This window comes from Pseudonocardia sp. CA-107938, from assembly GCF_050936315.1.
GTDB lineage: Bacteria > Actinomycetota > Actinomycetes > Mycobacteriales > Pseudonocardiaceae > Pseudonocardia.
Window position 1 is genome coordinate 3,494,360 of the sequence record NZ_JBNJNA010000001.1, and the last position, 15,341, is coordinate 3,509,700.

At 74.8% G+C, this 15,341-nt stretch carries 13 protein-coding genes; 3 read left to right on the forward strand and 10 right to left on the reverse strand.

Annotation, left to right across the window (positions count from 1 at the left end; translation table 11 throughout):
- Positions 1-96: 96 nt before the first annotated feature.
- The 9 genes from ACQEVB_RS17445 to ACQEVB_RS17485 all read right to left on the reverse strand — a co-directional run bounded on the left by ACQEVB_RS17445 (position 97) and on the right by ACQEVB_RS17485 (position 12,013).
- Positions 97-756, reverse strand: a complete 660-nt coding sequence (locus ACQEVB_RS17445; protein WP_432972128.1) for an FHA domain-containing protein — start codon at positions 754-756, stop codon at positions 97-99.
- Positions 757-760: 4 nt separating this feature from the next.
- Positions 761-2,044, reverse strand: coding sequence for a VWA domain-containing protein (locus ACQEVB_RS17450; protein WP_432972131.1), 1,284 nt, complete (start codon positions 2,042-2,044; stop codon positions 761-763).
- Positions 2,041-3,159 (reverse strand): PP2C family serine/threonine-protein phosphatase, encoded by a 1,119-nt coding sequence (locus tag ACQEVB_RS17455; protein WP_432972134.1) that lies wholly within the window; start codon positions 3,157-3,159, stop codon positions 2,041-2,043. The genes ACQEVB_RS17450 and ACQEVB_RS17455 overlap by 4 nt, the downstream gene beginning before the upstream one ends.
- Positions 3,156-5,663 (reverse strand): tetratricopeptide repeat protein, encoded by a 2,508-nt coding sequence (locus ACQEVB_RS17460; RefSeq protein ID WP_432972137.1) that lies wholly within the window; start codon positions 5,661-5,663, stop codon positions 3,156-3,158. Before ACQEVB_RS17460 ends, ACQEVB_RS17455 begins: the two co-directional genes overlap by 4 nt.
- Complete coding sequence (locus ACQEVB_RS17465) at positions 5,660-6,838, reverse strand: hypothetical protein (protein WP_432972140.1); 1,179 nt, start codon at positions 6,836-6,838, stop codon at positions 5,660-5,662. Before ACQEVB_RS17465 ends, ACQEVB_RS17460 begins: the two co-directional genes overlap by 4 nt.
- A 100-nt stretch (positions 6,839-6,938) precedes the next feature.
- Positions 6,939-8,399 carry a GntP family permease gene (locus ACQEVB_RS17470; RefSeq protein ID WP_432972143.1) on the reverse strand — a complete coding sequence of 487 codons (1,461 nt, stop codon included), beginning with the start codon at positions 8,397-8,399 and terminating at the stop codon, positions 6,939-6,941.
- Positions 8,399-9,016: a bifunctional 4-hydroxy-2-oxoglutarate aldolase/2-dehydro-3-deoxy-phosphogluconate aldolase gene (locus ACQEVB_RS17475; protein WP_432972146.1), complete on the reverse strand. Its 618-nt coding sequence runs from the start codon at positions 9,014-9,016 to the stop codon at positions 8,399-8,401. Before ACQEVB_RS17475 ends, ACQEVB_RS17470 begins: the two co-directional genes overlap by 1 nt.
- Before the next feature lie 187 nt (positions 9,017-9,203).
- Positions 9,204-10,802: an N-acyl-D-amino-acid deacylase family protein gene (locus ACQEVB_RS17480; protein WP_432972149.1), complete on the reverse strand. Its 1,599-nt coding sequence runs from the start codon at positions 10,800-10,802 to the stop codon at positions 9,204-9,206.
- Positions 10,802-12,013 (reverse strand): alanine racemase, encoded by a 1,212-nt coding sequence (locus ACQEVB_RS17485; RefSeq protein WP_432972152.1) that lies wholly within the window; start codon positions 12,011-12,013, stop codon positions 10,802-10,804. The genes ACQEVB_RS17480 and ACQEVB_RS17485 overlap by 1 nt, the downstream gene beginning before the upstream one ends.
- Positions 12,014-12,127: 114 nt before the next feature.
- On the opposite strand from ACQEVB_RS17485, the gene ACQEVB_RS17490 reads away from it, so the two are divergent.
- The 3 genes from ACQEVB_RS17490 to ACQEVB_RS17500 are packed head-to-tail and all read left to right on the forward strand — an operon-like array spanning position 12,128 to position 14,264.
- A complete protein-coding gene (locus ACQEVB_RS17490; protein WP_432972155.1) occupies positions 12,128-13,102 on the forward strand; it encodes a sugar kinase in 975 nt (324 codons plus the stop codon).
- Positions 13,099-13,866: an IclR family transcriptional regulator gene (locus ACQEVB_RS17495; RefSeq protein WP_432972158.1), complete on the forward strand. Its 768-nt coding sequence runs from the start codon at positions 13,099-13,101 to the stop codon at positions 13,864-13,866. Before ACQEVB_RS17490 ends, ACQEVB_RS17495 begins: the two co-directional genes overlap by 4 nt.
- Positions 13,863-14,264 carry a RidA family protein gene (locus tag ACQEVB_RS17500; RefSeq protein ID WP_432972161.1) on the forward strand — a complete coding sequence of 134 codons (402 nt, stop codon included), beginning with the start codon at positions 13,863-13,865 and terminating at the stop codon, positions 14,262-14,264. The genes ACQEVB_RS17495 and ACQEVB_RS17500 overlap by 4 nt, the downstream gene beginning before the upstream one ends.
- Positions 14,265-14,271: 7 nt before the next feature.
- On the opposite strand, the gene ACQEVB_RS17505 is transcribed toward ACQEVB_RS17500, so the two are convergent.
- Positions 14,272-15,243: a winged helix-turn-helix domain-containing protein gene (locus tag ACQEVB_RS17505; RefSeq protein ID WP_432972164.1), complete on the reverse strand. Its 972-nt coding sequence runs from the start codon at positions 15,241-15,243 to the stop codon at positions 14,272-14,274.
- Positions 15,244-15,341: the final 98 nt, after the last annotated feature.

Sequence of the window (15,341 nt, forward strand, 5' to 3'; positions counted from 1 at the left end):
CCCGGGCAACTCGCGGTCCTGATCGGGGCAACTCGCGGTCCCGATCTGGACAACTCGCGGTCCCGGTCCGGGCAACTCGCGGTGCCGATCCGGGCCTCAGTCGCGGTGGACCGTGATGATGGTCCAGGCGCCGATCTTGATGCGGTCGCCGTCGGCGAGGCGGCGGGGGGTGTTGGGGGTGAGGAGGGGGTTGCCGTCGCCGACGGTGGTGCCGTTGGTGGAGTCGAGGTCGACGACCTGCCACCCGGTGTCCGGTGCCGGGACGAGCATCGCGTGCACGGTGGAGACGCCGGGATCGAGCGGCGGGCCGGTCAGGTCGATCTCGGGTTCGACGCCGCGCTGCCGGCTGCGTCGCCCGATCGTCAGCTGCCGTCCGACGAGCGGGAAGCGGCGTTCGGGGCAGAACTGGGGGAACGCGAGGCCGGCCGCGTCGGGACCGTTGCGGGCGCGGACCTCCTCGAACCAGGCGCGGTCCGCGGAGACGACGGCCGTCCAGGTCTCCTGGGGCGGCGCGGCCGGTGCCGGGGTCGGGACGGCCACCCCGCCTTCGGGGACGGGTTGGGTCGCGTCGTGCCCGCACTCCTCGCAGAACCGCCCGTAGCGCACGGCACCGCACGCCGCGCACTCCTCAGCTGCGGGCGGAGCCGGGGCGGCGGGCTTCGGCGGGGCGGGGGTCGGTGCGCCGAGCGCGGCCCCGCAGTTGTCGCAGAAGTCGGTGGCGCGACTGGCGGCGCCGCACTCGGAGCAGGCGGCCATGCCGTCACGCCCCTTCCGGGCGGACCCGCACGGTCTTGGTGGATCGGGTGTCGAGCGTCATCTCGTCGGCCTCGCTGACCCCGGCCCGCAGCCGGACGGTGCCGCTGGGTGCGTCGACGACGTCGACGACGCGGGCGAGGAGCCGCGCGGTGCCCTCGTTGCCGAGCTCGTCGGCCAGTTGGGCGGCGCGGCCGAGCCGCGCGGTGGCGCGGGCCTCGTCGCCGGCCTTGCGCGCGGCGAGCCCTTCCTGGATGGCCTCGGCCAGTTCGGCCTGCCCGGTGTGGACGGCGACGCTGCGGTTGATGCGCGTGGAGAGCGCCGGGTCGTCGGTCCACTCGACGACGACCATGCCCCCGCCGAGCTGCTCGTCCGAGCCGGCCCGCACCAGCGTGACCCGCGCGGCCAGCTTCTTCTGCTGCACGCCGCCGGGGGCGACGTCGACACTCACGTGGTAGTCGCGGCTCTCCTCACCCCACGCGCCGAGCGGGTAGTCGCCGACGAGCTCCGAGACGTCCGTGCGCCGACCGGTGAGGTCCTCCACCGACGGCGTGACCTGCTTGACGAACCGCACCGCCCCGCCGCGCGGCACCCACAGCCGCAGCGCCACCTCGGAGACGGTCTTGCCCATCGACGTGTTCATGATCGCGGCGAAGTCGTCGGCGAGGTCGTCGGGATCGGCGACGATGTCGACGGTGCCGAGCAGCGCCGAGGAGATCCGCCGCAGCTCGGAGACCTTCCAGTCGGTGCCGACGCCGCGGCAGTCGCACACGAACGCCCCGGTGACGGACTCGAGCGCGCGCGTGAACACGCGGTCGGTCTCGCCGTTCTGCCCGTCGGTCAAGAGGATCGCGTGCTTCACCGCCGCCGACGAGCTCGCCGCGATCTGTCCGGACAGCACCAGCCACGATCCGATGCCGGTGCCGCCGTTGGCGCGCATCGTCGCGATCGCCCGTGCTGCGGCGGCACGCGTCTCGGTGTCGGCGACGGCGGTGCCCTGCGCCGGGTAGACCTGCGTGGCGGTCTGGGTGCCGGCGATGATCGCGAACGTGACGCCGTCGCGCAGCACCCCCACGGCCGCCGACGCGGCCTGCTGCGCGGCCCGGATCTTGTGCCCGGACATCGACGACGAGCAGTCGACGACGATGATCTCCAGCGCCGACGTGGGTGCCGCACTGCCGGCCGGCGGCCCGGTCACGGTGACGACGGCGTCCACCTGTGTGGCGCCCTCGGCCAGGTACGGGTTCAGGTCGACGTCGACGGTGAACCCGGATTCCTCTGCAGCGGTCACTGCTCGCCCCCTCCATGCCCGACACCGTTGCGTACGGGGCTGGTCTCCGCGGTGCTGTTCTCGACGCCGCTGTCCGTTCCCGGCACGACCGGCAGCGCGACCACGGTGATGTTGTCGCGGCCCCCGCTGTCCAGCGCGTACTGCGTGAGCTCGGTGGCCATCTCGTACGGGGTCGCGCCGGCCGCGAACGCGGCGCTGGCGAGGTCGGCCGCCTCCGGGAGGTAGTTCCACAGCCCGTCGCTGCACAGCAGCAGCACCCCGGGCCCGGCTGGCCGCAGCTGGGTGACGCTCGGGGCATCGCTGGCGTCGGCACCCATCCAGCGGGTGATCGCGTGGGCGCGCGGGTCGGCGGCCGCGGTGGCCTCGTCCAGCTCGCCCAGCGCCACGATCTCGACGGCCCACGAGTGATCGGTGGTGAGCACGGTGCTGCGCTCCTCGCCGCCGGGCGCGGTGAGCCAGTACGCGCGGCTGTCGCCCACCCACGCCACCGTGATGTCCGCGAACTCGGTCCCTTCGACCAGTGCCGCCACCAGCGTGCACGACGGCGCGCCGCGGCCGGAGTCGTAGGGCAGCCCGGCGATGGCCTGCGCGGCCGCCGACACCGCGGTCTGGATGTGCGCGGTGGCGGTGACGTCGGGGTTCCGCTCGGTGAGCAGCACGTCGAGCGCGCTCGCGGTGGCCGCCCGTGACGCCAGCTGCGGCCGGTCCACGCTGGACACCCCGTCGCAGACCACGGCGGCCAGGACAGCCGGTGCGCTGGTGGTGGCCGCCCGGATCCCGAGCGCCATCGCGTCCTCGTTGCGGGCGTGCAGCAGGCCCCGGTCGCTGACGCCGGCGATGGTGCCGAGGTCGATGTCGATGTGGTCGGTGCCGTCGTCGCGCAGTGCGCCGCAGTCGGGGCAGTACTGGTCGCCCGGCTCGTCGGGGTCGAGCGCGTCGACCTCGCGGCCGCAGGAGCGGCACACCGTCGACGCGGCGCCCACGTGGTCGGCGGTCGCGCCGCGGAGGACCCGCAGCCCACCTCCGCAGTTCTCGCAGAACTGGTCGCTCGGGCCCACCTGTTCCCCGCAGTGCGGGCAGGTCTGGGTCACGTCCGTCGTCACCTCTGTAGTCACGTGAAGGTCCTCGGTCGGACCGCGTTGGCCTTGTCGACGAGCGCGATCCGCTCCGCCCGGTCGGACGTGAGCCGCGCCGACGTGCGCAGGCACCGCTCCAGCCCGGCCCGGAGATCGGGTTCGTGCCAGTCGCAGCCCAGGAACCTCGGCCCACCGTTCGGGTGCAGCGCGACGGCCGCGTCGAGCAGGGTGGCGCGCACCCGGTTGGCGGTGGCCGGGTCGAGCTCGAGCCGCTCCACCCGGGCCGCGCCCTTGCGCAGCTCCGCCTCGCCGCCCCCGCCGGCCAGCCCGGCCTCGACGGCGGCGAGCTGCGCCGTGACGTAGGTCGCCGACGTCTCGGGGATGGCGTCGAGCGCTGCGGTGGCGCCGTCGCGGTCGCCGGCGCGGAGCGCCACCCGGGCCCGGCCGAACGCGGCGTCGGCGATGCCCGGGTCGGGGCGCGCGATCAGGGTGTAGAACGGGCCCGCGAGATCGTCGCGGCCGGCGCACTCGGCCGCTGCGGCGAGTGCGAGCTTCGGGGCGATCTCCCCGGGCAGCGTGGAGTACACGGTGTCGAACTCGGCGCAGGCCGCGTCGGCGTCACCCTCCACCAGCGCGGCGACCCCGCGGTACCAGTCGAGCCGCCAGTCGTCGGGCTCCTCGGCGGCGAGCCGGTCGAGCACGTCGTGCGCGGCGTCGTGGTCGCCCTCGTCGAGGTGGGCGCGGACGAGCCGCAGCCGCAGCTCGGTGCTCGGCGACGCCGCGGCCTCGACGATCCGCAGCACCTCCGCGCGGTCGACGTCGGCCGACGCCACCAGCGCCGCAGCCGGGTCGTCGCCCTCGGCCAGCGGGATGGGCAGGGTGGCCGCCACCCGTGCCGGGTCGGGCCGGCCCGGCCCCTGCTCACCGGCCAGCAGGGTGGCGGCGTACGTGCCACGGGGCAGCCCGAACACGGTGGAGACGCCGGGGCGCGGCTGCCCGTCGTCGGTGGAGAGCACCTCGCGCAGGACGCCGGCGAGCTGGTCGTGCATCTCGTCGGCGGACTCGAACCGGCGCAGCGGATCGGGATCGGTCGCGCGGCGCAGCAGCCGGTGGAACGACTCGTGCCTGATCAGGACCGGATGATCGGCCGGCAGCTCCGCCGGCTTGCCGCCCCGCGTCGGGGTCATGCCGAGCGCCAGCACGGCCAGCGAGCGGCCCACCGTGTGGATGTCGGACTGGACCGACGGGCCGTCCTTCGTGATCTCCGGCGCCTGGTAGCCGTTGGTGCCGAACACCGCCGAGTACATGTCGTCCGCGCGGATCACCGCGCCGAGGTCGATCAGCTTCACCTGCCGCTCGAACTGGATCACGTTGTCGGGCTTGAAATCGCAGTAGACCAGCCCCAGCCCGTGCAGGTAGCCCAGCGCCGGCAGCATCTCCAGCGCGTACGCGATGGCCTGGCCGATGGGCAGCGGCGCGTAGCTGCCGTCGGGGCGGCGCCGCGCCTGCAGCAGCTGCTTGAGCGACTCGCCGCCCACGTACTCCATGACGATGTAGCCGACGGGCTGGCCGTTCTCGTCGGGGTGCTGGACGAAGTTGAAGATCGAGACGATGTTCGGGTGGCTGACCTGGGCGAGGAACTTCTTCTCCGCGACGGCGGCGGCCATCGCGTCGGCGTCGCCGGCGTCGAGCAGGCCCTTCAGCACGCACCAGCGGTTCTCGACGTTGCGGTCGATCGCCAGGTAGATCCACCCGAGGCCGCCGTGCGCGAGGCAGCCCTGCACCTCGTACTGGCCGCCGACGAGCGTGCCCGGCGTGAGCTTCGGCGTGAAGTCGAACGGGGCGCCGTCCTTGGGGCAGAAGCCCTGGGTGCGGCCGGGGCGGTCGCCGCGGCTGCGCCCGACGGGCCCGCCGCACTTGCTGCAGTACCGCTTGTTCTCCGCCACCTGCGGATCGGTGAGCAGCGCGCTTGCCGGGTCGCGCACCGGCACCGGAGGAACGTCGACGAGCCCGGCGCCGAGCCGGCCGCGCAGCGTGACGCTGCCGCGCGCGGTGCGCCCCGACGCCCGCCGCGACGCCCGGTTCGCGCGCGACCCGGTGCCGTAGGAGCCGCTGCGGCCGGACGCGCGGGACCGCCCGCCGGACGTGGGTCCCGAGGTCGGCCCGGAGATCGACCCGGACGGCGCCGAGAGCGGACCGGACACCGGTCCGGAGCCGGGCCCCTGCCAGCGGTCGGTGGGCACCGAGCCGGTGCCGGGCCGCGACGGCTGCGGCGCCGTGGCCGGCCCACTCACTCCGGCTGCGGATGCGGCGGCGTGCCGGCCCGGACGCGGGTTCGCGGCCGGCCGTGGCGGCAGCGGGCGAGCCGCGGGCGCGATGCTGCCGGCAGCCAGCCCGCAGGTGTCGCAGAACCCGTCACGGACGGTGCCGCCGCAGCCCGCGGGGCATGCGGCCGGCGCCGCGGCCGGGGCAGAGGCAGCGGCCAGCCCGCACTCGGTGCAGAAGCCGTCCTGCACCGCACCGCCGCAGTCGGAGCAGCTCACGTGATCTCCTCGGGGGTGGTGGCGGCAGTTCCCGCCTGGTTGAGCGCCCGCTGGTAGGCCGCGAGCGCGCGGGTGGCGGCGGCCAGGTCGCAGGGGCGGGTCCACAGCAGTTCGCGCACCTCGTCGGCGAGACGCAGCACCTCGGGTTCCTCAGCGCGACCCAGCCGCACCGACTTGGCGCGGTAGGCCTCGTAGCGGCCGCGCAGCTCGGCGCGCCGGTCGATGAGGCCGGTGGCGAGCTGGTGCGCGGTGGTGAGCTCGGCGGTCGCCGCGGCGATCGCGGCCTGCAACTCGGCCATGGCGGTGGCGCGCGTGGTCCAGCTGCCGCGGTCGAGCGCGGCGAGCCGGCTGTGCAGCTCGCGGCCGTGGTCCTCGGGCAGCTCGGCGACGGGCCCGACGACGATCTCGACGGCACGTGCCCGAGCTGCGGCGGCGCGCCCCCGCAGCTCGTCGACGGCGGTGACGGCGCGGGTGGCCTCGGCGAGCTCGGCGGCCCAGCCGCCACGCAGGCGCGCGGCGGTGGTGAGCCGGTCGGCGAGCTGCTCGACCTCGGCCGCGATGGCGTCGAGCCGGGCGAGCGCGGCGGCCTCGGTCGTGCCGAGCGGGTCGTGGGCGGCGGCCTCGCCCAGCTCGTGCAGCCGGGTGCTGAGTGCGCGGGCGCGGATCGTCTCCGCCTCGGCGTCGAGGGTGGCGGCGATCCGGCGGGCGCTGCTCAGGCTCTCGGCCAGCGGCGTCGTGCGGGCGACGTGTGCCTGGTGCTGCTCGTGGACGGCGCGCAGCAGGTCGCGCACCTCGCCGAAGGAGCGGTCCATCCGCGCGGTGAGCTCGTCGAGGGTGATGCGCTCGACCTGCTCCTCGCGCCCGGTGATGCGGTCGGCGACGACCGTGCGCCCGACCTCGACGGACGGCCCCGTGAGCAGCCGCTGCCGCTCGGCGGGATCGGCGGTGTCACCGGCGGCCGCGACGACCGTCTGGTAGCGGGCGAAGTCGTCCCACAGGGCGGCGAGCTGCGCCTTTCCGACCGACCACCGCCGCTCTGTGGTGCCGGTGAGGCCCGGCGCGGTGAGCAGGGTGTGCGCCGGGTGGCCCTCGAGGTCGATGAGGGCGGCCGCGATGGCGCTCTGCGCAGCGATGCGCCCGGCCAGATCGGCCGGCGCCGCCTGCCCGTCGTTCATCGCGCCCCCTGTTGCCCTGCGCTGCGAGACTAGTGCCCCGCAGCGCATGGTTGGTACACGATCGTGGAACCCGGACAGGGGCGCCGGGTTGGGGGCCGGGTCAGACGACCAGCCAGAGCAACCCAGCGGCCGCGAACCCGACGACCGACAGGATCGTCTCCAGCGTCGTCCAGGTGACGAGCGTGTCGCGCACCGACATGTTGAAGTAGCGGGCCACGATCCAGAACCCGCCGTCGTTGACGTGGCTCGCGATGATCGAGCCGGCCGAGATCGCGATGACGATCAGCGCGACCTGCGCCTGGCTGTAGCCGGCGGCCTCCACCTGCGGCGCGACGATGCCGGCGGTCAGCGTCAGCGCGACGGTGGCCGAGCCCTGGGCGAGCCGCAGCACGCAGCTGATCACGTACGCCGCGACGATCAGGGGGAGCCCGATCGCGGTCATCGACCCGGCGACGGCCTTGCCGACGCCCGTGGCGGTCAGCACCGCGCCGAAGAACGCGCCGGCCCCGACGACCAGCAGGATCATGCCGATCGGCTTGAGCGACTCGCCGGTGATCCGGCCGAGCTCGGTGGCGCTGATCCCGCGCCGGATGCCGAGCAGGTACAGCGCGAGCAGCACGGCGATCGTGAGCGCGATGGTGGGGGTGCCGAGGAGGGTCAGCACGAGCCGCAGCCCGTTGCCGTCGGGCAGGGCGACGGTGCCGAACGTGGCGCCCAGGATCAGCACCAGCGGGACGGCGACGAGGCTGGAGATCAGCGCGAGCGACGGGGGAGCGGTGCGCACCGCGGTCCTGGTGGCCGTGGTGGTGCCGGCACTCCCGGTGGGCTCGACCTCCTCGTCGACCTCCTCGGGGGTCTCCCGCCCGCCCTCGGTGTCGGAGACGGTCTCGGGCACGTCGACGTGCACGCGGTTGCCGATCCAGCCGCCCCACCACACGCCGGCGACCAGCCACGCCGGGATGCCGCAGGCGAAGCCCATCAGGATGATCCAGCCCAGGTCGACGTGCAGCAGCCCGGCCGCGTTGACGGGTCCGGGGTGCGGCGGCAGGAACGCGTGGGTCATGGAGAGCCCGGCGAGCATCGGCATGGCGTAGCGGACCAGCGAGCCGGTGCCGCGGCGCGCCGCGACGTAGACCAGCGGGGCGAGCACGAAGATGCCGATGTCGAAGAAGACCGGGATGCCGAAGATGAGGCCGGTCAGGCCCATGGCCAGCGGCGCACCCTTCGGCCCGAACAGCGCCAGCAGCCGCGACGCGAGGACGTCGGCGCCGCCGGAGCGTTCCATGATCGCGCCGAGCACGGTGCCCAGGCCGATGATCGGCGCGATGTGGCCGAGGATGCCGGCAAAGCCCTTCTCCAGGATGGAGTCGCTGGCCTTGAGCGGGCTGCCGACGAGGTCGGGCACCGAGACGCCGCCGACCAGCGCGACCGCCAGCCCGACGACGATCAGCGCGATGAACGGCTCCAGCTTGACCTTGATGATCAGGAACAGGAGGACGGCGATCCCCACGACGGCGAGGGTGATCAACCCCGGCGTGGTGTGCTGCAACCAGTCGAGCATCAGCCCGGCCCTTCCATGAGGGTGGTGAACCTTGTGGCACGTGCGGTGATGTCGGCCCAGTCGCCGGCCGCGACGGCCTGCGGCGGGACGACCCCGGTGCCGGCGCAGACCGCGACGGCGCCGGCGGCGAGGAACGCGGCCGCGTTCTGCTCGTTGACCCCGCCCGACGGGAGCAGGGGCACGTCCGGGAACGGTCCGCGCAGGTCGGACAGGTAGCGCGGGCCGTGCAGCCCGGCCGGGAAGATCTTCACGGCGGTGGCGCCGAGGTCCACGGCGGCCGCGACCTCGGTGGGGGTGAACGCACCGAGGTAGACCGGCACGCCGGCCGCCACCCCGACCTCCGCCACCTCCGCCCGGATGCCGGGGGTGACGAGGAACGCCGCACCGGCGTCGACCGCGGCCGTCGCCTGCTCGGCGGTCAGGACGGTGCCCACGCCGACCGGTGTGCCCGCGTCCCGTGCGGCGGTGACGTGGCGCAGCACGTCGGGGGTGGTGAAGGTGAGCTCGACGGTCGGGATGCCGCCGGCCGCGAGGGCGGCGACGAGCCCGTGGACGTCGGGGATGGCGGGGGCGCGCACGACGGCGATGACCCGCCCCTGAAGTGCAGTGGGTGTCACAGCTCGCCCCCGTCCACCCCGCCGCGAGTTGCCCCGTTCAGGACGGCGAGTTGGCCGGATCGGGACACCCGGTGCCGTCCCGATCCGGGCAACTCGCCGTCCAGGGACGGGCAACTCGCGGTCCCGAACGGGGCAACTCGCGGTCCTGAACGGGGCAACTCGCCGTCCGGGGATGGGCAACTCGCGGTCATCTCGTGCTCCCGTCGGGCTGTCGGCGCAGTGCGCGGCCGGACCGGGACGCCGTGCGGCGGCCCTCGTCGATGGCGGGTACCCCGTTCACGAGCACGTACGGGATGCCGGCCGGCTGCTGGCGCGGTTCGGTGAAGGTGGCGGTGTCGGCGACCGCGTCGGGGTCGAAGAGCACCAGGTCGGCGGCGTACCCGGGCCGGACGAGGCCGCGGTCGGCCAGCCGCAGCCGGGCCGCGGCCCGTCCGGTGAGGTGCCCGACGCACTCCTCCAGGGAGAACATCCCCAGGTCACGGCAGTAGTGGCCGAGGTAGCGCGGGAACGTGCCCCACGCCCGCGGGTGTGGCTTCGCGCCCACCAGCAGGCCGTCGCTGCCGCCGGTGTGCCGGCGGTGCACCATGATCGTGCGCACGTTCTCCTCGTGCCCGACGTGCTGCAGGATCCCGGTGCCCAGGTCGTCGCGGACGAGCAGGTCGACGAACACGTCGAACGGTGCGGCGCCGCGCTGCTCGGCCAGCTCGGCCACGGTGTGCCCGACGGCGTCGCCCAGCTCGGGGTGCGCGACCCCGCTGATCTCGATGGTGTGCCACTCCGCGACGACGCCGTGGCAGCCGTCGGAGCCGTGCACCTCGAGGTCGTCGCGGATGCGGTCGAGCGCCGCGGGATCGCGCAGCCGGGCCAGCGTGGCGTCCTGCCCGCCGGCCTGCGACCAGCTCGGTAGCACCGCCGAGAGCGTGGTGGCTCCCGGCAGGTACGGGTAGGTGTCGAGGGTGATGTCGACGCCGCGGTCGAGCGCGGCGTCGACCAGCGCGACCAGCTCGCCACCCCGGCCGGCGTTGGGCCCGAAGTTCATGCACGCGTGCGCGAGGTGCAGCGCGCAGCCGGCGCGCTCGCAGAGATCGATCATCTCCGCGTAGGCCTCCAGCGCGCCCGCCCCGTACGAGCGGTGGTGCGGGGCGAAGAACCCGCCCAGCTCGCCGACGGTCGTGCACAGTGCGAGCAGCTCGGCGTTGTCGGCGTACATGCCCGGCGTGTAGGTGAGGCCGGCGGACAGGCCGACCGCCCCCTCTGCCATCGCCGTGCGCACGATCTCCTGCATGGCCGCGACGTCGGCGGCAGCGGCCGGCGCGTCCTCCCAGCCGACGACGAGCGCCCGCACCACCCCGTGCGGCACCAGGTAGGCGCCGTTGCCGGGGACGCCGGCGTCGAGCCGGTCCAGGTACTGCCCGACGCTGCGCCAGGTGAACGCGTCCGCGCCGGGGTCACCGTTCCAGCCGGCGATCTTGCGGCGCAGCATGGCCAGCGCGGCATCGTCGACGGGCGCGTAGGACAACCCGTCCTGGCCGAGCACCTCGGTGGTGACGCCCTGGCCGAGCTTCGCCAGGTGGTCGCCGTCGGACAGCAGTGCCAGGTCGGAGTGCGCGTGCATGTCGACGAACCCTGGCGCGACGACGAGCCCGCCCGCGTCGATCTCGCGGTCGGCGCCGGCGACCAGGTCGCCGACGGCGGCGATCCGGTCGCCGTCGACGAGCACGTCGGCGCGGAAGCGATCGGTCTCGCTGCCGTCGACGACGGTCGCGCGGCGGATCAGGGTGCGCATCAGAACCACGTCCTGACCAGGTCGGTCACGGCCGGGTCGGCGCCCGTCCCGTCGGTGACGGGGATCCAGCGCCACTTGTCCAGCGCGGTGCAGGGGTGGGAGAGGCCCAGCCGGACGACGTCGCCGACGGCGAGCGGGTCGGCCGCGTCGAGGCGCAGGAACGCGTGCTGGTCGGCCACCGCGCTGATCTCGCCGGTGATCGGGCGTGCCGGCGCGCCGAGCGCCGGCGCGGCCAGCTGCGGCTCGGGCAGGCCCTCGTCGAAGGAGACGTCGCGCTTGCCAGCGTCGAGCAGCGCGAGCCCGGGCTCGGGCCGGGAGATCACGCGGGCCCACACGTGCATGGCCGACTCGAGCGGGTCGCCGGCCCGGGAGAACGGCGAGACCTGCCGGTAGAAGCCGTCGTCGTGGACGATGTAGGCGCCCGAGCGCAGCACGACCTCGACGCCGTCGCCGGCCAGCGGGCCGAGCACGTCGGCGACCTGGTCGAAGAACGTGCTGCCGCCGGCGGACACCACGGACCCGCCGATCGCGCGGTGCAGCTCGGCCAGCTCGTGCAGGTAGGCCGCGATGCGGGCGAGGTCGTCCGGGGCGGTGCCGTGCGCGAGGGAGCCCTCGTACCCGGTGACGCCGGCGAGCTGCAGCACCGGGCTGGCCTCGATCGCGGCGGCCACGGCGAGGGCGGTGGCCTGGTCGCGGGCACCGGTGCGGCCGCCGTCGGCGCCCAGCTCGACCAGCACGTCCAGCGGGCGGCCGGCGCCCAGCCCGGCCGCGGTGGCGGCGACCGTCGCGGGTGAGTCGGCCCAGACCAGGACCTGCAGCTCCGCGTCGGCGTCCAGCGCGCCGCGCAGCCAGGCCAGTCCCACGGGGTCGACGACGGCGTTGGCCACCAGCACCCGACGGACCCCGGCGGTCACCGCGACCCGGGCCTGGGACCAGGTGGCGACCGTGATGCCCCAGGCACCGGCGGCCAGCTGCCGCTGCCACAGTGCGGGGGCCATCGTGGTCTTGCCGTGCGGCGCGAGCGCGAGGCCGCGGTCGCGGCACCAGTCCGCGAGCCGGGCGACGTTCGCGTCGAGGACGGGGCCGGACAGCTCCAGCAGCGGCGTGCCGAACGCGGAGAGCCGCGGCCGCGTGGCCAGGAACTCCGCGACGGTGGCGCCGACGGCTGCACCGGGCAGCGACTTCTCGATGCCCAGTCGCTCGTCCAGCATGCGGCTCCTCCGTTGCACTCTGTGCAATACGCATTGCGTGTTTTGCTCGAAGGGTTGTAACATTCCGCCACCGGCCCGTCAAACGGAGGCCGTACCGGGTCGAGAGGGGCGTACGTGCAGGGAGCCGTGTGCGAGGTGGCGTGCCTCGGCGAGGCGCTGGCGCTCGTCGCAGACGTGGACGAGCCCGTCGATGCCCGGTTGGCGGGCGCGGAGGCCAACGTCGCGGTCGGTCTCGCCGCCGCCGGGGTGCGGGTGAGCTGGCTCGGCCGGCTCGGCACCGACCCGCTGGGTGACATCCTGCTCGCCGCGCTCACGGCCGCCGGCGTGGAGACGGGGGCGGTCGAGCGCGACCCCCACCGGCCGACCGGCCGCTACGCCAAGCGCACCGGGATCGACGAGCACGGCGAGCCCGCCACCACGATGGTCTACCGCCGGGCCGGTTCGGCGGCCTCGGCGATGGACCCGGGGTTCCGGGAGCTCCCCGCCGTCGCGGAGCGCCTCGCGCAGGCGGAGATCGTGCACGTCAGCGGCATCACCGCGGCGCTGTCGCCGGGCTGCTCGGCGTTGATGCACGCGCTCGTCACCGGCCCGCGATCGCACCTGCTCGCCTTCGACGTGAACTGGCGCGAGCAGATGTGGCCCGACGGCGATCCTGCGACCGTGGTGGCGCTGGCCGGGCACGCCGACGTCGTGCTCACCGGCGGCGACGAGGCGGCGCGGGTGTTCGGCACCGCCGATCCCGGGCAGCTGCGGGCGCTGCTGCCCGGCCCGCGGCTGATCGTCGTGAAGGACGGGCCGCGGCGCGCGCTGGCGATCGACCGGGTGGGGGAGGTGGTGGCCCGCCCGGCCCTCGCGGTGGAGGTCGTCGAGCCGGTGGGCGCGGGCGACGCGTTCGCGGCGGGCCTGATCACCGGCCTGCTGCGGGGCGAGGACCTCGGCCGGTGCCTGCGGCGCGGCCACCTCGGCGCGGCCGCCGTGCTCACCGTGCCGGGCGACACCGCGCCCCCGCTCGACCCCGCCCTCCTCGACCTCGACGACGCCGCGTGGGCCGCGGTGCGAGTGCGGGCCGACAGCCAGGTGCTGACATGAGCGCGAGCTTGGGGAAGGCGTTGCAGATCCTGGTCGAGCTGGGTCGCGGGCCCGCCTCGCTCGACGACCTCGCCGGTGTCGTCGGCGTGCACAAGACCACGGTGCTGCGGCTGCTGCGCACCCTCGCCGACGAGCACTTCGTCTACCGCGACCGCGGGCACCGCTACCACCTCGGCTCGCGCGTGCACGAGCTGTCGGCGCGCGGGCTGGAGCAGCGGGCGGTGCGCAGCGTCGCCGCCCCGCACCTGGCGCGGTTCAACCGCGAGCACGGCCGCACCGTCCACCTCTCCGAGCTCGACGGCGGCGAGATCGTCTACATCGACAAGCTCGAGTCGCACGACCATGTCCGGATGGCGTCGCGGATCGGGCTGCGCGGGCCCGTGCACTCGACGGCGGCGGGGAAAGTGCTGGTCGCGGGCCTGTCCGAGGCCGAGCTGGCCCAGCTGCTGCCGCGGCTGACGTACCCGCCCGTCACGCCGCGGACGATCACCGACGAGCCCGCGTACGTCGCGGAGCTCGCCACCGTGCGCGCGCAGGGCTGGGCGAGCGACCGCGAGGAGAACGAGCCGTCGATCAACTGCATCGCCGCCGGGGTCCGCGACGCGGCCGGGAAGGTCGTCGCCGCGGTCTCGGTCTCGGTGCCCGACATCGTGCTGACCTACGACCAGCTGCTCGACCTGCTCCCCGGCCTGCTCGCCGTCACCGGCGAGATCTCGGCCGACTGCGGCTGGCGACCCCCATCGAACGAACGGAGGAGCACATGACCACGTCCGTGGTGCGCACCGACCGGGCGCCGGCCCCGGCGCACGTCTTCAGCCAGGGGATCCGCAAGGGCGGCCTGCTGCAGGTGTCCGGGCAGGGCCCGATGGACCCCGACACCGGCGCCTACGTCGCCCACGGCGACGTGGCCGCGCAGACCCTGCGGACCCTGGAGAACGTCCGCGCGATCCTCGAGGCCGGCGGCTCGTCGGTGGCGGACGTGCTCATGTTCCGCGTCTACCTCACCGACCAGTCCCTCTTCCCGGCCATGAACGAGGCGTACGGCGCGTTCGTCGCCGAGCACGTGCCGAGCGGCGAGCTGCCCTGCCGCACCACGGTGTTCGTCGGCCTGCCGCACCCGGAGATGCTGGTGGAGATCGACGCGCTGGCGGTCAGCGGCTGACCCTGGGCTACCGGTGCTCGTACAGGTCGATCAGGCCGTCGCCGCGGGGGGTGCGGCTGACCAGCGTGCGGCGGCCCTCGCGGCGGCGCACCACGAGCCCGGCCGCGACCAGCGCGTCCACGTGGTAGGTGGCGGCGCTCGCGCCGATGCCGGCGGTGGTGGCGATCTGCGACATGCTCCAGCCGTCGGACAGGGCCCGCAGCACCAGCGCCCGCACCGGGGTGAGCAGGGCGTCGAGCCCGGCCGGGTCGGCGGCCGGGCCGGTGCTGCCGGGCACCGGGTAGGCGAACCAGAGGATGTCCGGCTGCTCCAGGTTGGAGATCGACACGTCGAGCCGTTGCAGCACGGGGGCCAGCACGACGGTTCGGCCGGTCGCGTCGGTGACGGTGGCCTCCGGATCGGGGAAGACGAGCGCGCCGTCGCAGACGCGGCCGCGCGGATGCGCGCCGGCCAGCACGATGTCCAGCGACTGACGGGCCGCAGCCGCGCCCACGCGGTCGGCCTCGCGCCCGCGCAGCGCGGACTCGCGCCGCCACACCGGCTCGACGAGCGTCCACAGCGCGGACAGTGCGTCGGCGACGTCGCTCGCCCACGGCCGCGGGTCGTCGACGACCTGCCGCCAGTGCTGCGGTGCGCGGGCGCCGAAGTTCCGCGCGAAGTCGGCGGTGAGCTCGTCGGCGGTGAGGGCGCGCAGCCGGTCGATCTGGACGGCGACGTCGGTGTCCTCGCCCAGGTTGGCGGGGGTGAGGCAGTCCGGCCCCACCGAACTGCCCGGCGTGACCAGACGTGCCACCGCGCGCAGCCCGCGGTCGGGCATCCGCGTGGCGATGCGGGCCAGCGGGGTGTCGTGGCCGCGGGTCAGGTCCCGGGCGCTCGCGCAGGCGAGCGCGAGGACGCTGGTGTACGGATCGAACGTCACCCGGACGGCCGACCGGGGGTCGACATGGATGCGGCTCTCCGCAGCAGCGCTCGCGGTCATGGGTTCATCCTCCACCCCCTCACCGACACTGTGCGTACACGTGTCAGTGAGGGAATCGTCGAAGGAGTGACGGTAACCCGAGACACCGACATGATCGA